The organism is Hydrogenophaga electricum (genome assembly GCF_030160815.1).
GTDB classification, from domain to species: Bacteria; Pseudomonadota; Gammaproteobacteria; order Burkholderiales; family Burkholderiaceae_C; genus Hydrogenophaga; species Hydrogenophaga electricum.
In genome coordinates this window covers 1-23,901 of record NZ_BSPB01000053.1, presented here as the reverse complement: position 1 = coordinate 23,901, position 23,901 = coordinate 1, and the positions used below count along the sequence as shown (strand labels likewise).

Below are 23,901 nucleotides of genomic sequence, written 5' to 3'. Positions count from 1 at the left end.
GGCCTACTACAACGCCCGCAGGCCTCACTCGGCACTGGGCTACAAGCCTCCAGCATCCCGGCTCTCCGGGAACAACCTATTGCAACTCAACATCTAGCGTTCCGTTGCGCACCATCGTCATGTTGGGCTGCAAAATGTTGCTAAAAGCAATATTATTCAGCCATGACAACATTGCAGCAGACCGATGCTTTCCGCGCGTTCAACCGCTTCCACACCCGCCTGGTGGGGGCGCTCGACGAGTCGCTGCTCGACTCGGGCCATACCCTGCCGCAGGCGCGGGTGCTGCACGAGATTGCCAGCGCGCCGCGCGACCGGCCCTTGTCGGCGCGTGACATCGGCCAGCGGCTGCGGCTGGATACGGGCTATCTGAGCCGCCTGCTGGCGGGGCTGGAAGCCGACGGGCTGGTGGTGCGCCAGCCTTCGGACACCAATGCCCGGCGGCTTGGCTTGAGCCTGACGCCGCAGGGGCGTGACGCCTACGCGCAGCTCAGCGCGGCTTCGGCCCGGGAGATTGAGGCGCTGCTGGCACCCTTGTCACCCGCCGAACGCGACGAACTGGTGGGCGCAATGGCGCGCATCCGGCGCCTGCTGGGCGATGCGCCGGAGGGCCGCACCTTCGTCCTGCGCGATCCGGTGCCGGGTGACATGGGCTGGATCGTGCATCGCCAGGCCCGGCTGTACGCGACCGCATACGGTTGGGACGCCAGCTTCGAGGCCATGGTGGCCGAGATCGCTGCCCAGTTCGTGCGTGAGTTCCGCCCGGACCGCGAACGCTGCTGGGTGGCCGAAAGCGAGGGTGAGATCGTCGGCTCGGCCTTCGTGGTGCGGCAGGACGACCAGACCGCCAAGCTGCGCATGCTGTATGTCGAACCGGGTGCGCGCGGCATGGGCCTGGGGCGGCGTCTGGTCGACGAATGCCTGCGTTTTGCCACCGAACGGGGCTATCAGCGCATGGTGCTGTGGACCAACGACATCCTGGTGTCGGCACGGCGCATCTACCAGGCGGCCGGGTTCCAACTGGTGGAGTCCTCGCCGCACCGCAGCTTCGGCAAGGACCTGGTGAGCGAGGTGTGGGAGCGGGCGCTGTAGCGCGCTCTGCCCCCTTCGATCAGAAGCCCACGGCCGCACCGTCGCGGCGCGGATCGCTGGCGGCCACGTAGCCTTCGGTACCCGGGTCGCCCAGGCGCCAGATGAACTGGCCGGCGCCGAAGTCCTGATAGGGGTCGTTGATGCTGCGGGTCTGGTGGCCCAGGTCTTTCAGGCCCTGCACCGTGACCGGGTCCATGGCCGATTCCACGTTGATGTGCATGCCGGCGTCGTAGCGCCAGCGCGGCGCGTCGCAGGCGGCCTGCAGGCTCTGGCCGTGGTCGAGCAGGCGCACCAGGGTCTGCATGTGGCCCTGGGGTTGCATGTTGGCGCCCATCACGCCGTAGCTCATGACCGGTTGCCCGTCTTTCGTGAGGAAGGCCGGGATGATGGTGTGGAAGGGCCGCTTGCGCGGGGCCACCAGGTTGGCGGCGTTGCGGCCCGGGCCGGTGCTCAGGTTGAAGCCGTGGCCGCGGTTCTGCAGGCTGATGCCGAAGGTGGGTTCCACCGTGCCGGAGCCGAAGCCCATGTAGTTGCTCTGGATGAAGCTGACCATCATCCCGTTTTCGTCGGCCGCGCTCAGGTAGACCGTGCCGCCCTTGGCCGGATTGCCGGCGCCGAAGTCCTGCGCCTTTTTCATGTCGATCAGCGCGGCGCGCTGGCGCAGGTAGGCGGGGTCGAGCATCTGCGCGGGCGTGAGGTCCATGGCGCCGGGTTCGGCCACGTAGCGGTAGACGTCGGCAAAGGCGAGTTTCATGGCTTCGATCTGCAGGTGCTGCGCGGGCACGCTGTCGACCTTGAGCGCCGCCACGTCGAAGTTCGAGAGGATGCCCAGCGCGATCAGTGCCGCGATGCCCTGGCCATTGGGCGGGATTTCGTGCAGCGTGTAGCCCCGGTAGTCCTGGCTGATCGGCGTCACCCATTCGGGCTGGTAGGCGGCCAGGTCGGCCCCGGTCAGCGCGCCGCCGTGTTGTGCGGCAAAGCGGGCCAGCGCCTGCGCGATGGCGCCGCGGTAGAAGGCCTCGCCCTTGCTTTCGGCAATCGCGCGCAGACCCTGTGCGGCGGCTGGAAACCGAAAGCGTTCGCCCACCTGCGGCGCGCGGCCCCAGGGCAGGAAGGCCTGCGCAAAGCCGGGCAGCGATTGCAGCTCGGACGTGGCTGCGGCCCATTTCTGCTGCACCACGAAGGGCACGGCGTAGCCGCGTTCGGCCAGCTCGATGGCCGGCTGCATCAGATCGGCAAAGGGCAGCTTGCCGAAACGCTCGCTCAGCGCCACCCAGCCGGCCACGGCGCCGGGCACGGTCACGGTGTCGATGCCGCGTTTGGGCGGGGTCAGCGCGTCGGCGCCGTATTTGTGGTGGAAGTAGGCCGGCGTCCAGGCCTGGGGGGCATGGCCGCTGGCGTTCAGGCCGTGCAGTTGCTGCCCATCCCACAGGATGCAGAAGGCGTCCGAACCCAGGCCGTTGCTCACGGGCTCGGTGATGGTCAGGGCGGCCGCGGCCGCAATCGCGGCGTCCACCGCATTGCCGCCGGCCAGCAGCATGCGCAGCCCCGCCTGCGCGGCCAGCGGGTGCGAGGTGCTGACCACGTTGCGCGCAAACAGGGGCAGGCGGGTGCTGGGATAGGGGTTGGGCGTGTGCAGGTGCATGGCCGCATTCTGCCGCCTTGACCTGAGTCAAGCCATCGGGGCAGGGGCCTTCCTACGATGGCGGCGGACCGCACCGATCCCCTCCACCCCAGGCCGCCATGCCTGTGCTGGCCCAACCGGCCAGCCGGCGCAGCCCGGTGTTTGGGTTCATCACTTCAGGACAGGAAAAAGACCCCATGGCACTCGCCCCCCAGACTTTCGGATTCTTTTCGCCCACCGTTGCCCTCATGGGCGTGGGCTGTGCCCAGGACACCGGCACCCAGGCCAAGGCGCTGGGCGCCAGCCACGTGTTCCTGTGCACCGACGCGGGCATGGTCAAGCTGGGCATCGCCGACAAGGTCAGCGCCATGATCGCCGCCGCGGGCCTGCGCGTGACCGTGTTCGGTGGCTCCGAACCCAACCCCACAGACATCAATGTGCGCGACGGCGTGAAGCTCTACCGCGACAGCGGTTGCGACGCCATCGTCTCGCTCGGCGGCGGCAGCTCGCACGACTGCGCCAAGGGCATCGGCCTGGTGATCGGCAACGGCGGCGACATCCGCGACTTTGAGGGCCTGGACAAGTCCACCAAGCCGATGCCGCCGTTCCTGGCGGTCAACACCACCGCCGGCACCGCCAGCGAGATGACGCGCTTTTGCATCATCACCAACACCAACACGCACGTGAAGATGGCCATCGTGGACTGGCGCTGCACGCCCGACGTGGCCATCAACGACCCGCTGCTGATGGTCGACATGCCGCCCGCGCTCACCGCCGCCACCGGCATGGACGCGCTGACCCACGCGGTGGAGGCCTATGTCTCGACCATCGCGACGCCCATCACCGACGCCTGCGCGCTGCAGGCCATCAAGCTGATCGCGCGCTGGCTGCGCCCGGCCGTGGCCAACGGCGGCAACGTGGAAGCGCGCGACCGCATGGCCTATGCCGAGTACCTGGCCGGCATGGCGTTCAACAACGCCAGCCTGGGCTACGTGCACGCCATGGCGCACCAACTGGGCGGCTTCTACAACCTGCCGCACGGGGTGTGCAATGCCGTGCTGCTGCCCGAGGTCTGCGCCTACAACCTGATCGCCTGCCCCGAGCGTTATGCCGACATTGCCGTGGCGTTGGGCGAAAACGTGCGTGGCCTGTCGACGGTGGAAGCGGCGGAGAAGGCCATCGCCGCCATCCGCCGCCTGGCGCGTGACGTGGGCATTCCGAAGAATCTGGCGGTGCTGGGGGTGAAGGCCGAAGACCTGGAGGTCATGGCCGGCAATGCCCAGAAGGACGCCTGCCAGCTCACCAACCCGCGTACTGCCACGCTGGCGCAGGTGGTCGGCATCTTCGAGGCGGCGCTGGCGGCCTGATCGGTCTCAGGCGTAGTCGTAGTGGCCGCCTTTTTTCAAGGCGGCCTGGTAGGCCGGCCGGGCGTGGATCTTTTTCAGCCAGGCCATGGTGGCCGGGCGCGACGGGCCCAGGCCGGCGCGCGCCACGGCGGCCTCGACCGGGAAGCTCATCATGATGTCGGCCGCGGTCAGCGCATCGCCCGCGAACCAGGGGCGAGCGGCGAGCACCTGCTCGATGTAGTCCAGGTGCACGTCGACCATGGGCTGCACCTTCTTGAGCGCGACCCGGCCCAGCAGCGGAACCTTGCCCATGGCCAGCATCAGCAGCAGCGTGGGCATGACCGAGCCTTCGGCGTAGTGCAGGAACTGGCGGTACTGGCACAGGCCCTCGTCGCGGTCGGTGGGCCCCAGGCGGCCGGTCTTGTCGACCAGGTATTCGCAGATGGCGCCGGTTTCCACCAGCTTGATGCCGCCGTCTTCCAGCACCGGCGACTTGCCCAGCGGGTGCACCTGCTTCAGTTCGGGCGGCGCGAGCATGGTGGCCTTGTCGCGTTCGTAGAAGCGGATCTCGTAGGGCAGTTCCAGCTCTTCGAGCATCCACAGCAGGCGCTGCGAGCGGGAGTTGTTCAGGTGGTGGACGGTGAGCGGCATGGTATCGGCACGGTGGGGTGAACAGGGCCGCATTGTGGCGGCTGCGCGGGTTTTCTGCAGCCGCTTGCGCCTGGTGTGCCGCCGGCTCTCACGGGCGTGGCCGCACCACCCACCAGGCCGAGGCCACGATCAGGCTGCCACCGATCCAGCCTGGCAGCGTGAGCTGCTCGCCCAGCCAGAGCGCGGCGATCAGTGCGCCCCACAGCGGCTCGCTGCCCATGAGCAGCGCCACCCGCGACGGGCTGGTGCGCGCAGCGGCGTGGTTTTGCACGAAGAAGGCCAGCACCGTGCACAGCAGCACCAGAAAGGCCATGGCGCCCCAGAACGGCAGGCTGGTCGGCAGCGGTGCCCACACCGGACCGTGCACCGCCAGCGACAGCAGGGCCGCGCCCAGCGTCATCACGCCCATTTGCACCGCGGTCACCGTCAAGGCTGGCAGACCGTGGCGCTGGCCGTGCCGCCGTGTCAGGCACACCATCACGCCACGCAGAAAGGCCGCTGCGACCACCAGCGCATCGCCCCAGGCGAGCGACGGCAGCACGCCGCCGTGCTGGAACGCCAGCAGGCCGGCGCCCAGCAGCGAGACCGCGGCGGCCGCCAGCACCGTGCGCGTGGGGCGGACCTTGAGCAGCCACCATTCGCACAACGGCGTGAAGGCCACGCACAGGCTGATGAGGAAGGCCGCGTTGGACGCGGTGGTGAGTGAGACGCCAAAGGTTTCGCAAACCAGGATGGCCAGCAGGTTCACCCCGAGCAGCGCCGCGCCGCCGAGCGCGGCCCGCCACGCGGGCACGGCCAGCCCGCGCAAGGCCGGCAGCAGAAGCACGAACGTCAGGCCGAAGCGCAGCACCAGAAAGGGCAGCACGGGCACCTGGGCGGTGGCGAGCTTGGTGGCGCTGTAGCTGCCGCCCCAGATCGCGGCGACCAGGAGCAGCAGCCATTCGACGCGCAGGAAGCGGGGTGGGGCGGGGAGCGTGGGAGCCAGTGTGGTGGACATGCGGCGATTGTTCGGCGCGCACGCCGGCCCGACTAGACTGGCCGCTGGAACAGGAGTTGTGCGCCGTGGGAACCAATGACTTTCAGGACGTGATGCAGGAGCTGGTGGCCTTCGTGCGGGTGGCCGAGGCGGGCAGCTTTTCGGCCGCCGCACGGCGCCAGGGCGTCACGCCTTCGGCCATCAGCCGCCAGGTGGCGCGGCTGGAAAAAGCCCTGGGCCTGGCCCTGCTGCAACGCACCACGCGGCAACTGCGGCTGACCGACGCCGGTCTGGCCGTGCTCGAACACGGCCGCGCCATGGTGGCCGCCGCGCGCGCCACGCTGGAAGTGGCCGAAGGCCATGTGGGCACGCCGCGTGGGCGCGTGCGCATCAGCGCGCCCAAGGCCTTTGCGCGCCAGGTGCTGCACCGGCCGGTGCTGGATTTCCTGCAGCGTTTCCCCGAGGTGGACGTGCACTTTCTGGTGCAGGACCGGCCCGTGGACGCGCTGCGCGAAGGGGTCGATCTGGTGGTGCGCCTGACCGACGACCCGCCGCCTGGCATGGTGGCGCGCGCCCTGATGCCGGTGCAGCAGTGGGTGCTGGCCAGCCCGGCCTACCTGGCGGCGCACGCCCCGGTGCACACGCCCGAAGACCTGATGGCGCACAGCTGCATCGCGCTGGGCGAGCAGGAGCGTGACGGCCGCTGGCGCTTCGTGCGGGGCGACGATGTGGCCGAGGTGCCGGTCAGCGGCCGCTACACCGTCAACCACAGCGAGATGCGGCTGGCGGCGGTGGAAGCGGGCCTGGGCATCGGCTGCATGCCCGACTTCGGCGCCCGCGAGGCCCTGGCAGCAGGCCGTGTGGTGCGCCTGCTGGCCGACTGGACCTTCGACACCCATTACCAGGGCACGGCCTACCTGCTGTTCGCGGCGTCGCGCTACACCGCGCCCAAGGTGCGCGCGCTGATCGACCACCTGGTGGCCGTGCTGGCGGTGCCGGCTCAGCCCGGCTGAGCGGGGGCTCCCGGCGCAGCGGGCAGCAGCGCCGCCAGCGTCTGCAGCGAGTCGGCTTCCTCCACCGGTTTGTCCTCGCGCCAGCGCAGCATGCGCGGAAAGCGCACCGCGATGCCGCTCTTGTGGCGCGGGCTGTGCGCGATGCCTTCAAAGCCCAGCTCGAAGACCAGCGTCGGCCGCACGCTGCGCACCGGGCCGAAGCTTTCGATGGTGGTGGCGCGGATGATGGCGTCGACCCGCGCCATCTCGGCGTCGCTCAGGCCCGAATAGGCCTTGGCGAACGGCACCAGTGCGCGGCCATCGGTGCCGGGCGGTGCGTTCCACACGGCAAAGGTGTAGTCGCTGTACACGCTGGCGCGGCGGCCGTGGCCGCGCTGGGCGTAGATCAGCACCGCGTCCACGCTCATGGGGTCGATCTTCCACTTCCACCAGGTGCCGGCGGCCTTGGTGCGGCCCACGCCGTAGGCGCTGCTGCGCGGCTTGAGCATGAAGCCTTCGGTGCCGCGCTCGCGCGCCTGTTCGCGCAGCGCGGCCAGCTCGGCCCAGGTGGCGCCGGCCAGCACCGGGCTGGCGATCAGCAGCGGGTGGTTGAGGTCTTGCACCAGCGCGTCCAGCGCCGCACGGCGCGCGTGCAGCGGCTGTTCGCGCAGGTCCTGCCCGGCGTGTTCGATCAGGTCGTAGGCAAGCAGGACGACCAGCAGTTCGCGCAGCAGCTTGGGGCCCAGGGTCTTGCGGGTGATGCGCTTTTGCAGCTCGGCAAAGGGTTGCGGAGTCCCCAGGCCGTCGGGGGTGGCCCCCTGCGCGGGTCGGTGCCAGACCACGATCTCGCCATCGAGCACGGTGCCATCGGGCAGGGCCTCGCCGAGGGCGGCGAGTTCGGGAAAGCGTTCGGTCACCAGTTCTTCGCCGCGGGACCACAGCCACACCTGGCCCGTGCGCTTGACGAGCTGCGCACGGATGCCGTCCCACTTCCATTCCACCTGCCAGTCGGCCGGTGGCCCCAGCAGGTCGTCGAAGCGGTCCACGGGCTCGGCCAGCGGGTGCGCCAGGAAGAACGGGTAGGGCTGGCCGCTGGTGGCGCGCTGCTGTTCGAGCGCGTTCTCCGGGGCGATCAGGGCGCGGTAGTGATCGCCGGAGGGCGTGCGTCCGGTGGCGGTGTAGCCCATCAGCCGCTGCGCCATGCGCTGGGCGTCCACGCCCGCCACGGCGGCCAGCGCCTGCGTCACCTGCAGCTTCGAGACTCCGACGCGAAAACCGCCGGTGATGAGCTTGAAGTAGACGAAGCGCTGGTCGTCGGGCAGGGTGGCCCACTGCGCCTGCAGGCGCTCGGCCAGTGTCTCGGCGGGCAGGCCGCGCAGCGGCAGCAGGTGCTGCGTGAGCCATTCGGCCAGACCCCGGTCCACCGGCGTGCTGGCCGGGGGCAGCAGCAGCGACACGGTTTCGGCCAGGTCGCCCACGGTCTGGTAGCTCTCTTCGAACAGCCATTCGGGCAGGCCTGCCGCCGCCCGCGCCAACTCGCGCAGCGCACGGGTGGGCACGGTCTGGCGCGGTTTGCCGCCGGCCAGAAAGTACACCGCCCAGGCCGCGTCTTCGGCCGGCGCCTCGCGGAAGTAGCGCTGCAGTGCGGACTGCTTGTCGCGGATGGCGGTGCTGGCGTCCAGCTCGCGGTAGAGGGCGGCGAAGCGCTGCATCAGCCAGCCTCCGTCCGGCAGGCGGTGGCGCGGCTTTCCGGGTGCGACGGTGCCGCTTTCACGGTGCGGGCGCCTCGGGTGTGGCCTGGTCGGCGGCGTCCTCGTCGCCGTAGGCGGTCTCGAAGGGCTGAGCGTCCAGACCCTGTTCGCTCAGCCAGCGCACCAGCACCGGCACGCTGCCGTGCGTCACGCGGATGTGTTCGGCCCCGGTCGCTTTGATGGCGCTCATCAGCCCCGGCCAGTCAGCGTGGTCCGACATGACAAAGCCCCGGTCCACCCCGCGCCGCCGCCGCGTGCCGCGCACCAGCATCCAGCCGCTGGCAAAGGCGTCCACCGGGTCGGCGCCGAAGCGCTGCATCCACGGTGTGCCCTGGGCCGAGGGTGGGGCCACCACCAGCGCGCGCCGCAGCGCGGTCTTGTCCAGTTCGGTCACGCGGTGCGTGGGCGGCAAACCCACACCGGCCGCGCGGTACACCGCGTTCAGCGGCTCCACCGCACCGTGCACGACGATGGGGCCGATGCTGGCGTCCACCCCGTGCAGGAGGCGTTGGGCCTTGCCGAAGGCGTAACACAGCAGCACCGAGGCGCGGCCCGCGTCGGCATTGCGGCGCCACCAGGCGTTGATCTCCCCGAACAACACCGCTTGCGCGGGCCAGCGGTAGATGGGCAGGCCGAAGGTGCTTTCGGTGATGAAGGTGTCGCAGCGCACTGGCTCGAAGGGCGCGCAGGTGCCGTCGGCCTCGGTCTTGTAGTCACCGGACGCGACCCACACCCGGCCGCCATGTTCCAGCCGGACCTGCGCCGAACCCAGCACGTGGCCTGCCGGGTGCAGCGACAGGCGCACGCCGTGGTGTTCGATCACCTCGCCGTAGTCCAGCGTCTGCAGGGGGATGTGGTCGCCCAGCCGCTGGCGCAGCGTGCCGGCGCTGTGGATGTGCGCCAGGTAGTGCGCATGGCCGGTGCGCGCATGGTCCGAATGGCCGTGCGTGATCACCGCTCGATCCACCGGCCGCCAGGGGTCGATGAAGAAGTCGCCCGCCGGGCAGTAGAGGCCTTCGGGGCGGGCGACGATGAGGTCGGCAGGGGCGGCCATGGTGCCCGGCAGTGTGCCGCAAGTCCGGCAGGGCCAGGCTCAGGGCGCGCCGTAACCGTGCTGCAGGTGGGCCCAGTCGTCCTCGCGCCAGTGGAAGGGCTGGCGGCGGCCGGCTTCCTTGCGCAGCGAGCGCTGCAGGCGCGCCAGGTTCTGCGCTTTCCAGGCCGTGCCCGGGCGCAGGCCGCATTTGTCGAAGTCGACGATCCAGGGCTGGCCGTCGGCATCGAGCAGCAGGTTGTGGGCGTTCAGGTCGGCGTGGAACACCTGCCGGTCGTGCAGTTGCCGGATGGCGCGGCCCAGGGCCTGCCATTCGGCGGCTGACAGCGGGGCGTCGTCCAGCCGCTGCACCACGTTGCGGGTGCCCGGCAGCAGCCCGACCTGGATGTCGGCCTGGTAGGTCAGCGGACCCCGGCGGGTGAACAGCGCCGCGACCGGCCGGGGCACGGGCAGGCGCCAGTGGCGCAGCAGCCGCAGCAGGGCGTATTCGCGCATGGCGCGGCTGGCTTCGGGGCGCTCGCGCCAGAAGCGGTCTTCGCTCAGCCGGGCCATCAGGCCGCCGCGGCGGTAGTGGCGCAGCAACACCGGCACCCCGTCCTGCGTCAGGCGGTGCACCTGGCCGCGGCCGCTGCCGGTGGCCAGGGCATCGGCCTGGGGCGGGGGCACGAACTGCGCGGCGTCGACGCCCGGGGGCAGCAGCACGCCGTCGTGCCAGACGACGCTGCGCACGCCGGTTTGCACCGCCACCGGGGTGAGGGCGGCAGGGTCGTCGCCGGCCCACAGCGGGGCCAGCCATTGCAGCGTGCGGTCGGTGGCGCCGCGGTGCGCGCGGGTGAAAGCGCGGGCGCGTTCACCCAGGGCGCGCATGCCGTCCGGGTCGGCCAGGCCGTGGTCAATGGCGCTCAGCAGCGCGGCACCATCGGCCACCCGGCGCCCGGCATCGGCGGCCACCACGGCCTGGTAGAGCGTGTCGAAATTGAAGGTGTGCGGCCCGAAAAACACCGGCTTGCCGGCGGCCATGGCTTCCAGCGCGTTGTGGCCACCGATGGGGGCCAGGCTGCCGCCGACGAAACACACGGCGGCCTGGGCGTACCAGTGCGGCAGTTCGCCCATGGTGTCGGCCAGCAGCACCGCAGTGTCGGGGCCGGGATGTTCGCCCCGGCTGTGGCGCACGAAGGCGATCCGGCGCGCCAGCAGATCCTGGGCCACGGCCTCGAAGCGCTGGGGATGGCGTGGCACCAGCACCAGCAGTGCGCCGGGGTGGCGCTGCGCCAGCGCCGGCCAGCCGGCCAGCAGGGCGGCTTCTTCGGCCGCGTGCGTGCTGCCGGCCACGACCACGTGGCGGCCGGCGAGCCCGGGTGCCGGGGTGGCGGCGGGCGGTTCGGGCAGGTCGAACTTGAGGTTGCCCGCGGTGTGCAGCCGCTCGGGCGGCACGCCCAGTCGGGCGAACCGGTCGCGGACCTCGTCATCGGCCGCGATCACCTGGGCCAGTTGCGGCCAGATTGGGCCGAACAGGCCCCGGGCCTTGGCGTGTCCGCGGGCCGAGCGTTCGGACAGCCGGGCGTTGACCAGGGCCACCGGGATCACGCGCTGCCGACACTGGTGCAGCAGTTCCGGCCAGATTTCGCGCTCCAGCAGGATCACCCGGCCGGGTTGCAGGCGGTCCAGAAAGCGGCGCACCGCGCCGGGCGTGTCCAGCGGCAGGTGCACGTGGCGCAAGGCGTCGCCGAAATGCCGGCGCAGCGTGTCGGCGCCGGTGGGGGTGGTGGTGCTGAGCGTGATCGTGTGGTCGGGCCACTGGCGCCGCAGCGCTTCGATCAGCGGAATGGCGGCCTGCGATTCGCCGGCCGATGCCGCGTGGATCAGCAGGCCGCCGAAGGAAGACGGCTGTGCTTCGACGAAACCCAGGCGTTCGCCGAACTGGCGCCGGTAGCCGGGCTCGCGCAGGCCGCGCCAGGCGATCCAGCCGAGCGCGGGCCACAGCGCCAGCCGCATCGCGGCGCGGTAGAGGTGGTGCTGCCAGCCGGGGCTGCTCATGAGTGCCGTGCTCAGAGGGGGCGGCCGGCGCGCCGGCCTGGCCGGGCCACGGGCGCCGCGTTGCGGCGCAGGGCCAACCCGCTCATTGCCAGTGTTCGGCGACCCAGGCGGTCGGCAAGACGCGGCGGTACCACTTGCCGCTGTCGCCCCGGATGGCGTCGGGCGGGTTGGGTTTGCCGTGGAAAGCGATCACGCGCGCGCCGTCGGGGATGATGGGCGGCTCGAACCAGCCGCGCAGACCCGGGCGCATGCAGTGCCGCTTGAAGCTGCGGCACCAGGCGTCGGGCCAGAAACTGACCTTGCCCTGGCGGCCGAGGAAGCCGGTGATGAATTCCTGCTCGTTGCGCACGGCCTGGGTGCACTTCGGGTACTCGTTCTTCAGGTACGCCAGCGCGTCCGCGTGGGCGCCGATGGTGTACAGGTAGACCGAGGTGTTGCCGGTGCCGTCGTTCTTGTCCCATTCGCGGATCACGGTGAATTCACCGGGCGCATCGAAGAACGGGTCGAGGCTGTCGACGATGACGATGTCCAGATCCAGGAACAGCGTGCGGCCCTGCAGGTCGTACAGCGGGCTGGCGAAGCTGGTCAGCTTGAGCCAGCCGTGCGCGAAGCTCCAGGGCTGGCGCTGGTCGAACTCGTCAAAGCCGATGGCGGGGATGGGGAACACTTCGACCGCCGAGTCGATGCCGTCGGCATCGTCGGTGAGGCAGACGAAGCGGTGCGGACGCCGCAGGTGGCGGCGGACCATGCTGTGCAGTTTGTTGACGTATTCGGGGCCGTACTTCTTGCCCCATTTGATGCACAGCACGTTGACCGTTGGCTGCATGGAAACCTCTGCTGTTGGGCGGCCGCGGGCCGGAAACGGCGCGCGGCGCGGGTGGGCAGTTTAGCGCAGCCCGGGCGCCGGCCAGCGCGGGCTCAGGGCACCAGCAGGGCGTTGACGGCCTGCAGGTCTTCGCCTTTGAGCTGGCCGCTGGCCTGCTTCAGGCGCAGGCCGCCGATCAGCACGTTGTAGCGGGCGGCGGCCAGGTCGCGTTTGGTCTGGAACAGCTGGCTCTGGGCGTTGAGCACGTCGATGTTGATGCGCACACCCACCTGGTAGCCGAGCTGGTTGGCTTCGAGGGCGCTCTGGCTGGAGGCTTCGGCCGCTTCCAGGGCCTTGACCTGGCTCTGCCCCGACAGCACGCCAAAGTAGGCGCTGCGGGTGGCCTGGGCGACGCCGCGCCGAGCGGCTTCGAGGTCGGTGCGGGCCTTGTCTTCCAGCGCCAGGGTTTCCTTGATGCGGTTCTGCAGCGCACCACCGGCGTACAGCGGCAGGTTGAACTGCAGGCCCACGGTGCCGGTGTTGTTGCGCACGTAGCCGGGGATCGCGCTGCTCGACGACGGGCCGCGGGCCACCTGGTACTGGCCGATCAGGTCCAGCGTGGGCTTCTCGCCGGCCTTGGCCTTTTCGGTCTCCAGGCGGGCGATTTCCAGGCCTTGCGTGGCTTGCAGCACGCTCGGGTGCGTGGTCTCGGCCAGGCCCACCCAGGCCTGCGGATCGGCGGGTGCCAGGGCCGGCAGCGCCACCGGCACAGCCAGCGGCTTGGGCGCCACGCCACTGCGGCCGACCAACTGGTCGAGCGCGAGCTTCTTGACCCGCAGATCGTTTTCGGCGGCGATTTCCTGCGCCAGCACCAGGTCGTAGCGGGCCTGGGCTTCGCGCGAGTCGGTCACGGTGGAGGTGCCGACCTCGAAGTTGCGCTTGGCGGCCGCGAGCTGTTCGGCCACGGCGGCTTTCTGCGCCTGCACGAAGGTCACGGTGTCCTGCGCGGCCAGCACATCGAAGTAGGCCTGCGTGGTGCGCACGATCAGTTCCTGCTCGGCGGCCTGCAGCTGGGCTTCGGCCACGCTCACCGACAGCCGGCCCTGTTCGGCCGCAGCGCTGTTGGCGGGGCGGTACAGCGGCTGGCTGGCCGAGAGCGTGACGGCCTGGTTGTTGTAGCTGCCGTCCAGCACGTTGGTCGAACTGTTGCGGTCGGACCAGGTGGCGCTGCCGCCCAGGCCCACCTGCGGGCGCACGCCAGCGCGGGCCTGCTCGGCCTTGGCCAGGTTGGCGTCGTACTGGGAGCGGGCCGACAGGTAGGTGGCGTCGAAACCGCGCGCGGCTTCGTACAGGTCGACCAGGCTCTGGGCCTGTGCACCGCTGCTGCCGGCCCACGCCAGCAACGCAGCCAGCGCAAGGCGCCGGGAGGGAACAAGGCGGGGGCGGCGGGTGGGGGCGGCGGTCATGGAGAAGCGTCCTTCGGTGTCGGCGGTGCGGTTCGGGTGATCGGCAGACAGGCTCAGTACTGCGGCACCGAGCGGTCGCGCTCGTGCGACCAGGCGTCGATGCCGCCCTGCACGTTCACCACCCGGGTAAAGCCCTGATCGGCCAGGAAATAGGCCACCTGCGCGCTGCGTGCGCCGTGGTGGCACAGGCAGGCGATGGGCTGGTCGCGGTCCAGTTCGGCAAAGCGCGCGGGCACGCTGCGCATGGGCATGTGCACCAGATCGAAACCCTCGGCCGGCGGGACGCTGGCGGTCTGGAATTCCCAGGGCTCGCGCACGTCCAGCAGCACGGGGCGCGCGGCCGGCTGGTCCTGGCCGGCCTGGGCCAGCCAGTCGTCGAATTGGGCAGGGCGGATGGCGTTCATGGTCAGAAGCTGAACCGGGAGGGTTCGGGGAAGTTCCGCAGGCGGGGAGCGATGGTGTCCCAGGGCTGGGCGGTCACGAAGCTGGCGTCACCGGTGCGGGTGATGAAGGTGGCGCGCATCATCGGCTCCTGGCCGACCACGGCCGCCAGGCGGCCGCCCGGGGCGAGCAGCGACAGCAGGGCGGCGGGCACCTCGGCGACCGAGCCGCTGAGCAGGATCGCGTCCCACGGTGCTTCGGTGGCACAGGCGGCAAAACCGCTGGCAGCGGCGTCGGCCACCCGCACTTCGGCGTTGCCGATGCCGGCCTGTTGCAGGCGGGTGCGTGCCGCAGCGGCCAGGGTCTCGTTGATTTCCAGCGACACCACGCGCTGGGCCAGGCTGGCCAGCAGGGCGGCCTGGTAGCCGCTGCCGGTGCCGATTTCCAGCACCTTGTCGGTGGGTTTGATCGCCAGGTCCTGCAGCAGGCGGGCTTCGACGCGCGGCGCCAGCATCACCTCGCCGTCGACAGCGGGGCTGCCCAGGGGCAGTTCCATGTCGACATAGGCCAGGGCTTGGTACCCGTCCGGCACGAACTGGTCGCGCCGGACGCGGTCCAGCAGCGCCAGCACCACCGGGTCCAGCACATCCCAGGGGCGGATCTGCTGTTCGATCATGTTGAAGCGAGCGTGGTCCAGGCTCAGGGAAGACGAAGAAGTCATTTGATACTCCGGTGGGTATATTATGCGATGCTCAGCCATTTTAGCGGCCGGGCTCCTCAAAGCCTTGTGACAAAGGGGGTTGTGGCGCACCGGCCGGCCGCAGGCGGCGGCGCAGCCAGCCGGCCAGGTCGTCGAGGTAGCCGTAGACCACCGGCACCACCACCAGCGTGAGCAGCGACGAGGTGATGACCCCACCGATCACCGCCTGGCCCATGGGCGCGCGCTGTTCCGAGCCCTCGGACAGCGCGAAAGCCAGCGGCACCATGCCGAAGACCATGGCCAGCGTGGTCATGAGGATGGGGCGCAGCCGCACCTTGGCGGCCAGCAGCAGGGCGCTTTCACGGTCCATCGGCTGCTGCCCGTCCAGACCCTGGCGCGCACGGATGGCGAAATCCACCAGCAGGATGGCGTTTTTGGTCACCAGGCCCATGAGCAGCACGATGCCGATGACCGAGAACATGCTCATGGTGGAGCCGAACATCAGCAGGGCCAGCACCACGCCGATCAGCGTCAGCGGCAGCGAACTCATGAGCGCCAGCGGTTGCACGAAGCTCTTGAACTGGCTCGCCAGGATCATGTAGATGAAGATGATGGCCATGGCCAGCGCCGAGACGGCGTAGCCAAAGCTCTCCTGCATGTTCTTGGTGGAGCCGCTGAATTCCGTGCGGTAGCCGGGGGGCAGGGCGATGCCGTCGAGCACCTGCCGGATCTCGGTCGACACCTCACCGGCCGAGCGGCCGTAGGCGTTGGCGCTGATGCTGACCTCGCGGTTGAGGTTGCGGCGGTTGATCTGGTTCGGGCCGGTGCCCTCGATCACGTCGGCCACCTGGGCCAGCCGCACCACGCGGGCCGAGCCGTCGGTGTTGCTGCCCACGACCAGCGGCAGGCTGGCCAGATCGCTGGTGCGCTCGCGCTGGGTGGCGGCCAGGCGCACGTTCACGTCGTAGCTTTCGCCGTCCTGCGCGCGCCAGTTGCCCACGGTCTGGCCGGCGACCAGGGTGCGCAGGCTGGCGGCCAGCGCGGCGTTGTTGAGCCCGGCGTCGGAGGCCAGGTCGCGCCGAAGCACCACGTCGACCGTGGGCTTGTCGGGCTTGAGGCTGGCATCGAGGTCGACCAGGCCGGGGATGGTGCGGATGCGCTCCAGCACCAGGCTCGACAGGCGCTGGAGCTCGTCCAGATCGTCGCCCTGGATCGAAAATTCGACCTGCTTGCCGCCGCCGACCGGGTCGAGCAGGCCGGCGTGGGTGACGGTCACGCCCGGCACGCTGCGCAGGCGTTCGCGCAGCCTGGCCGCCATGGCGTCCACATTGAGCTGGCGCTGCTGGCGGTCGACCAGGCGCACATAGGTGCTGGCGTACATCTTGCCCTGCGCGTTGCCGGTGTTGATGGTGGTCAGCGTGTAGCGCACTTCGGGGAATTCGCGCAGCAGCGCCTCCACCTCGCGCGCCTTGGCCTCGGTGGCTTCGAGCGACGAACCCACCGGGGTGTGGAAGCTGATGCTGGCCTCCGAGAAGTCGGCCTTGGGCACGAATTCGGTGCCCAGCAGCGGCAGCATGAACAGGCTGCCCACCAACGTGGCGGCCGCCAGTGCCAGGGTCGCGAGCTGGTGGCGCAGCGACCAGCGCAGCGCGCCCTGGTAGGTTTCGGTCAGGTCGTCCTGCACGCGGTCGAACCAGGCTGTGACGCGGCCGATGCTGCGGTCGTAGAGGCTGCGGCGCGCACCGCCCGGCTGGCCGTGGTGTTCGATGGCCGGGTCGTGCCAGACGCTGGAGAGCATGGGGTCGAGCGTGAAGCTCACGAACATCGAGATCAGCACGGCCGCCACCATGGTGATGCCGAACTCGTGGAAGAACTTGCCGATGATGCCGCCCATGAAGCCGATGGGCAGGAACACCGCCACGATGGACAGCGTGGTCGCCAGCACCGCCAGGCCGATCTCCTGCGTGCCGTCCATGGCCGCGTCGTACGGTGTCTTGCCCATCTGCACGTGGCGCACGATGTTTTCGCGCACCACGATGGCGTCATCGATCAGCAGCCCCACCGACAGCGTCAGCGCCATCAGCGTGATCATGTTGATGCTGAAGCCGAACAGGTTCATGAAGAAGAACGTGCCGACCAGCGCAATGGGCAGCGTCAGCCCGGTGATGACCGTGGAGCGCCAGCTGTTGAGGAACAGGAAGACGATCAGCACCGTGAGGATGGCGCCTTCGATCAGGGTCTGGCGGACGTTGTTGACCGACACGCGGATCGAGCGCGAACCGTCGCCGATGGGTTCGAGCCGCACGCCGGGTGGCAGCTCGGCCTGCATCTGCGCGAGCACGGCGTTGAGGCCGTCGACCACCGCGATGGTGTTTTCGTCCTGCGCCTTCTGCACCTGCAACAGCAGCGTGCGCTGGCCGTTGTAGAGCGCCAGGCTGTCGATCTCTTCGGTGGCGTCGCTGATCCGAGCCAGTTGGCCCAGGCGCACCGGGCTGCCGCCGCGCCGCGCGACGATGATCTGCGCGAAGTCCTGCGGCTGCTGCTGGCGCGCCAGCACCTGCACGACGCGCTCGCGCTCGGCCGACTGCAGCGTGCCCACGGGCAGGTCCTGGTTCTCGCTGCGCACGGCGGCAACCACCTGGTCGGTCGTCACACCCAGAGCCTCCATGGCGGCCGGGTCGAGGTCGATGTTGATCGCCCGGCTCGTGCCGCCGACCAGGGTCACCGAACCGACGCCACGCACATTCTCCAGCCGCTTCTTGAGCGTCTGCTCGGCCCAGGTGGTCAGCGCCGCTGGCGACATCGCCGGTGCGGCGGCGTTGCCGCCAGCCGCAGGCGTGGGGGCAGCCCCCTCGGGGGGCAGCGAACCCTGCGCAGCGGGGAGCGTGGGGGCCATATCCGGCACCACCGCCACCGACCAGATGGCACGCGCCGCCGGGTCGAAGCGCAGCACCCGGGGCTCTTTCACCTCGTCGCGCAGCGTGGGCTTGAGGATGGCGATCTTCTCGCGCACGTCCTCGGCGGCCTTGCGCCCGTCGATGTGGAGCTGGAACTCGATGATCACCACCGACTGCCCCTCGTAGCTGCGCGAGCTCAGGCTGTTGATGCCGGCGATGGTGTTGACCGATTCTTCGACCTTCTTGGTTACCTCGGATTCGATGATCTCGGGCGAGGCGCCCGGGTATTCGGTGGTGACCACCACGACCGGGAAGTCGATGTTGGGGAACTGGTCCACCTTCAGGCGCTGCAGGGCGAACAGCCCGAGCACCACGAAGGCCAGCATGACCATGGTCGCGAAGACCGGATTGCGCAGGGAGACGCGGGTGAACCACATGGTGCGGCGCGGCGGTCAGCGGGGGGTACCCAGGCGCACGGTGACGCCGTTCCGGATGGCGCCCACCCCGGCGCGCAGCACCTGATCACCGACCTGGAGGCCGGGCTGGTCCTGCACCACCAGCATGGGCTCGCCGTCCAGGCTGGCCTGGCGCTCCAGCCGCACGGGCACGTGCACCACCTGCTGTTTTTCGCTGGCTTGCCGCAGCGCCTGCACGTACGGGGTGGGCTGGTCGTTGCGCACGGTGGACAGCGGCAGCGCGGCGGCGCGCAGTTTCAGGGTTTCGATCTGGCCTTGCACGAACAGGCCCTGGCGCATGCCGGCCACGGCCGGCACGTGCAGGTAGACCAGCACACTGCGGCTGCCGGCCTGCACGCTGGGGTTGATGCGGGTCACGGTGGCCGGCACCGGCTGTGCCAGGCCTTCCACGGTCAGGCGCGCCGGCTGCCCGGCCTGCACCGCGGCGGCGTCGGCGGGGGTCAGCGCGGCTTCCACCTCGAAGGCGGAGAGGTCGACGACTTCCAGCACGCGGGCGTCGACCCCCACGCGTTCGCCGTTCTGCACCAGCCGTGCGGCGATCTGGCCGGTCAGCGGCGAGCGCAGCGAGGTGTCGTCCAGCCCCTTGCGCGCGATGTCCAGCGCCGCGAGCGCGGCGCGGTGGCTGGCTTCGGCGGCGTTCAGGTTGGCGGTGGTGGTGTCGAGCGCGGTCGCCGAGATGAAGCCCTGTTTGACCAGGGCCTGGTTGTTGTCGAGGTTGCGGCGGGCGATGGCGACCTGTGCTTCGGCCGAGCGCGCCTGCTCCAGCGCCTGGCGCACGCGCGCCTGGGCTTCGGTGCTGTCGATGCGCGCCAGCACCTCGCCCGCGCGCACCGCTTCACCTTCGCGCTTGGTCAGACCCTGCACCTCGCCGGCGACCCGCGCCTTGATGGCCGCGGTTTGCACCGCCTTGAGGGCGCCGGACACGTTCACCGCCTGCACCAGGTCCAGCGTCTGCACGGCCACGGTGTCGCCAGCGGCCAGTTCGTAGGTGGGCGGCTGCTGGAGCGTGGCGGCCGCGGCCTGCGCCGATTCGCGCTGCGTGGCGCGCTTTTGCAGTGCGCGGGCTACGCCGACGGCGATGGCGGCCACCAGCAGCGCCAGCAGGGCCCATTTGAACCAGCGGGGGTATCGGGAGGGAGGGTGCGTCATGGGGCGGTGCGTTCGGTGGGGGCGTCCGGGGTGGCGAGCATGCCGCGCAGCAGCAGGTCGATCTGGCTGTCCAGGAAAGCTTTGGGGTCAAACTGTTTGTCGGCCGGGAGGCACACGGCCATGGAGTGCTTCCACATCAGCAGGAAGATCATGGGCGCGATCAGGCTGTAGACCGCGAGCTCCAGGTTCAGCGGTCGGAACTCGCCGCTGTCCATGCCATGCTGCAGCACGCGGCGCAGCAGGTGGTCGCCGGGCTCGATGACCTCTTGTTCATAGAAGGCGGCGATTTCCGGGAAGTTGCGCGCCTCGCTCATGATCAGCTTGGTGATGCCCGAGGCCGGCGTCATGCCGATGCGCTCCCACCACGAATGCAGGCCGTAGCGCAGCAGCTCGGCGCTGCTGCCTTCGAACGCGTCGAGTTCCTGGTTCCATTCGTCCAGCCGGCCGGCGATGGTTTCGCGCACCACGGCCTTGAACAGGTCTTCCTTGCTGGGGAAGTAGAGAAACAGCGTGCCTTTGGACACCCCGGCCCGCGCGGCGACTTCTTCGACGCGGGTGGCCGCAAAGCCTTTTTCGACAAACAGCGCCAGCGCGGCGTCCAGCAGTTCGCCCGGGCGGGCTTCCTTGCGGCGCTGACGGGCGGAGGGGGGCGGGAGTGTAGGCATATTAATGACCAATCAGTCATTAATATACCCCAATCCCCTCAGGGCCGGGGCTCCGCCTCTTCGAAGCGGTCGACCAGCCGCAGCGGCCGGAACGCCCAGGCCCAGGCGCCCACCACCACCAGCGTGCACAGCCCACCGGCCACCGCTGCCGGCACCACGCCCAGCCAGGCGGCGCTGGTGCCGGCGCGGAATTCGCCCAGTTCGTTGGACGAGCCAATGAACAGCATGTTCACCGAATGCACGCGGCCGCGCATGTCGTCCGGCGTGGCGAACTGCACCAGCGCGCTGCGGATGTAGACGCTGACCATGTCGGCCATGCCGGCCACCACCAGCGCCGAGAACGACAGCCAGAACCAGGGCGACAGGGCAAACACCAGATTGGCCACGCCGAACAGGCCGACGGCCACGAACATGGTGCGCCCGACGCGGCGGTTGAACGGCCGCAGGCTCAGGTACAGCCCGGCGGCCACCTCGCCCAGTGCGATCGCGCTGCGCAATGCGCCCAGGCCGGCGGGCCCCACGTGCAGCACCTCCTGCGCGTAGACCGGCAGCAGGGCGACCACGCCTCCCAGCAGCACGGCGAACAGGTCCAGCGAAATCGTGCCCAGGATGATGGGGCGCGAGCGGATGAAGCGGATGCCGGCACCGAAACGCGTCCACAGGCTGCCCGTCGCTGGGGCGGCCGCGGCCACCGGAGCGACGGCCACGCGCGCGAGCAGCAGCGTGCCCAGCAAGAAGCTGGCGAGGCAGGCGGCATAGGTCAGGCTGGCCCCGCCCAGCGCGTACAGCACGCCACCCAGCAGGGGCCCACCGATGCCGGCCACCCGCATCAGCATGCTGTTGGCCGCGATCGCCTGCGCCAGCTGCGCGCGCGGCACCACCTGCGGCAGCAGGCTTTGCAGAGCCGGCCCGGAAAATGCCCGCGCGCAACCGTAGAGCACCAGCACGGCATAGATGCCCGAGACCCCGGCCGCACCGTGCCCCGACAGCCACCACAACCCGCCGCTGCACACCGCCCCCACCGCCCAGCTGATCGCCAGGATGGGCTTGCGCGGCCAGCGGTCGATCACGTCACCGGCCGGCAGCAACAGGCACAGCATGGGGAGGAACTGGGCCAGCCCCACGTAGGCCAGCGCCATGGGGTCGCGCGTGAGGTCGTACACCTGCCAGGCCACGACCACGGCCTGCACCTGGGTGGCGAACACCGCCACCGCGCGGGCGATCAGGAAGGCCAGAAAACCGGGGTGGCTGTAGACGCTGCCCGGAGGGGCGTCTGCGGGCGCGGTGTCGGCAAGGGTGGAAGGCGGCAACGGGCGAAAGGCGGTGGTGTCCGGCGGACGGGGCGCGCCATTTCACCACGCCGGCATGTGCGGTCCGCCGGACCACTCCGCATGCCCGAGCGCTCCTGTGGGCGATTCAGTCGCGTTGAGCCGACGGGTCAGAAAGTCCGGCCGAGGCCACCGTCAGTGCCGCGCCGTCGTGCGAGGTCAGCGCGTTTTTCAGGGCGAGCGAGCCCCGGATCAGTTCGCGAACGCCGCAATCCCGGTGATCGCCCGGCCCAGGATCAGCGCGTGCACATCGTGCGTGCCCTCGTAGGTGTTGACCACTTCCAGGTTCACCAGGTGGCGAGCCACCCCGAACTCGTCGCTGATCCCGTTGCCCCCCATCATGTCCCGCGCCTGGCGCGCAATGTCCAGCGCCTTGCCGCAGCTGTTGCGCTTGAGGATGGAGGTCAGTTCCACCGGGGCGCTGCCTTCGTCCTTCAGGCGGCCCAGGCGCAGGCAGCCCTGCAGGCCCAGGCTGATCTCGGTCAGCATGTCGGCCAGCTTCTTCTGGATCAGCTGGTTGGCGGCCAGCGGGCGGCCGAACTGCTGGCGGTCCAGCACGTACTGGCGGGCGCGTAAGTAGCAGTCCTCGGCGGCGCCCAGCGCGCCCCAGGCGATGCCGTAGCGGGCGCTGTTCAGGCAGGTGAACGGGCCTTTCAGGCCACGCACCTCGGGGAAGGCGTTTTCTTCCGGCACGAATACCTCGTCCATGACGATCTCGCCGGTGATGGAGGCACGCAGGCCGACCTTGCCGTGCACGGCCGGGGCGCTCAGGCCCTTCCAGCCCTTTTCCAGGATGAAGCCGCGGATCTGACCGCCCTCGTCCTTGGCCCAGACCACGAACACGTCGGCGATCGGGCTGTTGGTGATCCACATCTTGGCCCCGGACAGGCTGTAGCCGCCGTCGACCTTCTTGGCGCGGGTGATCATGCTGCCGGGGTCGCTGCCGTGGTTGGGCTCGGTCAGGCCGAAGCAGCCGATCCACTCGCCGGTGGCCAGCTTGGGCAGGTACTTTTGCTTCTGCGCTTCGGTGCCGAATTCGTTGATCGGCACCATCACCAGCGAGCTCTGCACGCTCATCATGCTGCGGTAGCCCGAGTCCACACGTTCCACCTCGCGCGCCACCAGGCCGTAGCAGACGTAGTTCAGGCCGGCGCCACCGTACTGTTCGGGGATGGTCGGGCCCAGCAGGCCCAGTTCGCCCATCTCGCGGAAGATGGCCGGATCGGTGGTTTCGTTGCGGAAGGCCATCTGCACGCGTGGCAGCAGCTTTTCCTGGCAATAGGCGCGGGCGGCTTCCTGCACCTGGCGCTCGTCGTCGGTGAGCTGGGCGCTGAGTTGGAAGGGGTCTTCCCAGCTGAATCGGGCTTGGTTCGATGCCATGGGGGTCTCCGTTGGAAATCGGGAATGTCTCGGGCTGGGCGAGATTGTGGCGGCGTCATGAATAGCTGTCTAATATGGATTGCCGATTGATCAATATGTAGAACAGATTCATGGAGTTCCGCCACCTGCGCTGTTTCACCGTGCTCGCCGAGGAGTTGCACTTCAGCCGGGCGGCCCAACGTCTGGCGATGACGCAGCCGCCGCTGTCGATGGCCATCCAGCAGCTCGAAGCCGACGTGGGCGCGCGCCTGTTCGAGCGCAACAGCCGGGGCGTGGCGCTCACGGCCGCCGGCCGGGCTTTTCTGCCGCGCGCGCAAGCGCTGCTGGGGCAGGCGGCGCTGGCCGCGCGGGAGGCGCGCGACGTGGGGCAGGGGCTGGCAGGGCAGTTGCAGATCGGTTTTGCCGGCACGGTGCTGTACCGGGGGCTGCCGCAGGTGCTGCGCGACTTTGCGGCGGCGCACCCCCGGCTGCGGCTGGCGCTGCGAGAGCTCAGCAGCAGCGAACAGCTGGTGGAACTGGTGCACGACCGGCTCGATCTGGGCTTCGTGCACACCACGCGCGTGCCGGCGGGCTTTTCGCAGATCCTTGTCTCCAGCCAGCCCTTCATGGCCTGCCTGCCGGTGGGCCATGCGCTGGCCGGCCACCAGCGTTTGCCGCTGGCTGCCTTGAAGGACGCGTCGTTTGCGATCGTGATGCGCGACGTTTCGCCCGACTACCACGACCGCATCCTCGCCGCCTGTGCCGACGCGGGGTTCGAGCCCGCGCTGGGCTTCGAGCTGCGGCACTGGCTGAGCGTGGTCTCGGTCATCGCGCAGGGCCTCGGCGTGGGCCTGGTGCCGGCGGCGCTGCAGCAGGCGGGCCTGCCGGGCGTGGTGTTTGTGCCGTTGGAGCGGCCGCTGGCCCCTTACGACACGCACTGCCTCTGGCGCACCGGGCGCGATGGCGCGGCGCAGGGCGCCCTGGGTGCGCTGGTGGCTGCGGTGCGCGAGGTGGCGGCCCGGCCCGGTTGAGCCAACGGCAGCGGGCTCAGCGCTCGGCCGCCGTTGCCGGCGACCAGCACGACCACACGCTGCGGGGCGATGCGGGCCGGGCCGGCGGCGGCGCTTCGCGCACCGTGCCCAGGCTCACGAAGCCGGC

General features: G+C 70.0%; 19 protein-coding genes. 4 read left to right on the top strand and 15 right to left on the bottom strand.

The features are described from left to right. Window positions 1–162: 162 nt before the first annotated feature. On the top strand, window positions 163–1,089 hold the full coding sequence (locus QQK43_RS19495; protein WP_284309100.1) for a bifunctional helix-turn-helix transcriptional regulator/GNAT family N-acetyltransferase: 927 nt from the start codon (window positions 163–165) through the stop codon (window positions 1,087–1,089). Window positions 1,090–1,108: 19 nt separating this feature from the next. Here the strand turns inward: QQK43_RS19495 and QQK43_RS19490 are convergent, their stop codons facing one another. Then, window positions 1,109–2,734 (bottom strand): gamma-glutamyltransferase family protein, encoded by a 1,626-nt coding sequence (locus tag QQK43_RS19490; RefSeq protein ID WP_284309099.1) that lies wholly within the window; start codon window positions 2,732–2,734, stop codon window positions 1,109–1,111. Window positions 2,735–2,910: 176 nt separating this feature from the next. Between QQK43_RS19490 and QQK43_RS19485 the strand changes: the two genes are divergently transcribed. Further along, window positions 2,911–4,080, top strand: a complete 1,170-nt coding sequence (locus tag QQK43_RS19485) for an iron-containing alcohol dehydrogenase (RefSeq protein ID WP_284309098.1) — start codon at window positions 2,911–2,913, stop codon at window positions 4,078–4,080. Window positions 4,081–4,086: 6 nt separating this feature from the next. Here QQK43_RS19485 and QQK43_RS19480 read toward each other — a convergent pair whose 3' ends face one another. Continuing rightward, window positions 4,087–4,710 carry a glutathione S-transferase family protein gene (locus QQK43_RS19480; RefSeq protein WP_284309097.1) on the bottom strand — a complete coding sequence of 208 codons (624 nt, stop codon included), beginning with the start codon at window positions 4,708–4,710 and terminating at the stop codon, window positions 4,087–4,089. Window positions 4,711–4,798: 88 nt separating this feature from the next. Then, a complete protein-coding gene (locus QQK43_RS19475) occupies window positions 4,799–5,707 on the bottom strand; it encodes a DMT family transporter (protein ID WP_284309096.1) in 909 nt (302 codons plus the stop codon). A 65-nt stretch (window positions 5,708–5,772) separates the two neighbouring features. Between QQK43_RS19475 and QQK43_RS19470 the strand changes: the two genes are divergently transcribed. After that, the gene (locus tag QQK43_RS19470; protein ID WP_284309095.1) at window positions 5,773–6,699 is read left to right on the top strand and encodes a LysR family transcriptional regulator; all 927 of its coding nucleotides are present in this window, start codon (window positions 5,773–5,775) and stop codon (window positions 6,697–6,699) included. Here the strand turns inward: QQK43_RS19470 and QQK43_RS19465 are convergent. From QQK43_RS19465 to QQK43_RS19410, 12 genes are all read right to left on the bottom strand, one after another. Continuing rightward, entirely contained in the window at window positions 6,687–8,390 is a 1,704-nt protein-coding gene (locus QQK43_RS19465; protein WP_284309093.1) for an ATP-dependent DNA ligase, read from the bottom strand. The two genes, QQK43_RS19470 and QQK43_RS19465, sit on opposite strands and share 13 nt — an antisense overlap. Window positions 8,391–8,448: 58 nt before the next feature. Further along, window positions 8,449–9,483, bottom strand: a complete 1,035-nt coding sequence (locus tag QQK43_RS19460; RefSeq protein ID WP_284309091.1) for a ligase-associated DNA damage response exonuclease — start codon at window positions 9,481–9,483, stop codon at window positions 8,449–8,451. A gap of 39 nt (window positions 9,484–9,522) precedes the next feature. Further along, window positions 9,523–11,517 carry a 3-deoxy-D-manno-octulosonic acid kinase gene (locus tag QQK43_RS19455; protein ID WP_284309089.1) on the bottom strand — a complete coding sequence of 665 codons (1,995 nt, stop codon included), beginning with the start codon at window positions 11,515–11,517 and terminating at the stop codon, window positions 9,523–9,525. Between the two features lie 82 nt (window positions 11,518–11,599). After that, entirely contained in the window at window positions 11,600–12,343 is a 744-nt protein-coding gene (locus tag QQK43_RS19450) for a glycosyltransferase family protein (protein ID WP_234262978.1), read from the bottom strand. Between the two features lie 92 nt (window positions 12,344–12,435). Continuing rightward, on the bottom strand, window positions 12,436–13,788 hold the full coding sequence (locus QQK43_RS19445) for a TolC family outer membrane protein (RefSeq protein ID WP_284309087.1): 1,353 nt from the start codon (window positions 13,786–13,788) through the stop codon (window positions 12,436–12,438). 53 nt (window positions 13,789–13,841) lie between these two features. Continuing rightward, a complete protein-coding gene (locus tag QQK43_RS19440; protein WP_234262976.1) occupies window positions 13,842–14,192 on the bottom strand; it encodes a rhodanese-like domain-containing protein in 351 nt (116 codons plus the stop codon). 2 nt (window positions 14,193–14,194) lie between these two features. Further along, complete coding sequence (locus QQK43_RS19435; RefSeq protein WP_284309084.1) at window positions 14,195–14,890, bottom strand: protein-L-isoaspartate O-methyltransferase family protein; 696 nt, start codon at window positions 14,888–14,890, stop codon at window positions 14,195–14,197. A 40-nt stretch (window positions 14,891–14,930) separates the two neighbouring features. Next, complete coding sequence (locus QQK43_RS19430; protein WP_284309082.1) at window positions 14,931–18,203, bottom strand: efflux RND transporter permease subunit; 3,273 nt, start codon at window positions 18,201–18,203, stop codon at window positions 14,931–14,933. Between the two features lie 15 nt (window positions 18,204–18,218). After that, window positions 18,219–19,391, bottom strand: a complete 1,173-nt coding sequence (locus tag QQK43_RS19425) for an efflux RND transporter periplasmic adaptor subunit (protein WP_284309081.1) — start codon at window positions 19,389–19,391, stop codon at window positions 18,219–18,221. Then, complete coding sequence (locus tag QQK43_RS19420; protein WP_284309080.1) at window positions 19,388–20,056, bottom strand: TetR/AcrR family transcriptional regulator; 669 nt, start codon at window positions 20,054–20,056, stop codon at window positions 19,388–19,390. The genes QQK43_RS19425 and QQK43_RS19420 overlap by 4 nt, the downstream gene beginning before the upstream one ends. Window positions 20,057–20,094: 38 nt before the next feature. Continuing rightward, window positions 20,095–21,366: an MFS transporter gene (locus QQK43_RS19415; protein ID WP_370465316.1), complete on the bottom strand. Its 1,272-nt coding sequence runs from the start codon at window positions 21,364–21,366 to the stop codon at window positions 20,095–20,097. Between the two features lie 210 nt (window positions 21,367–21,576). Further along, complete coding sequence (locus QQK43_RS19410) at window positions 21,577–22,764, bottom strand: acyl-CoA dehydrogenase (RefSeq protein ID WP_284309079.1); 1,188 nt, start codon at window positions 22,762–22,764, stop codon at window positions 21,577–21,579. A gap of 110 nt (window positions 22,765–22,874) precedes the next feature. On the opposite strand from QQK43_RS19410, the gene QQK43_RS19405 reads away from it, so the two are divergent. Continuing rightward, window positions 22,875–23,774 (top strand): LysR substrate-binding domain-containing protein, encoded by a 900-nt coding sequence (locus tag QQK43_RS19405; protein WP_284309078.1) that lies wholly within the window; start codon window positions 22,875–22,877, stop codon window positions 23,772–23,774. Window positions 23,775–23,901 lie beyond the last annotated feature (127 nt).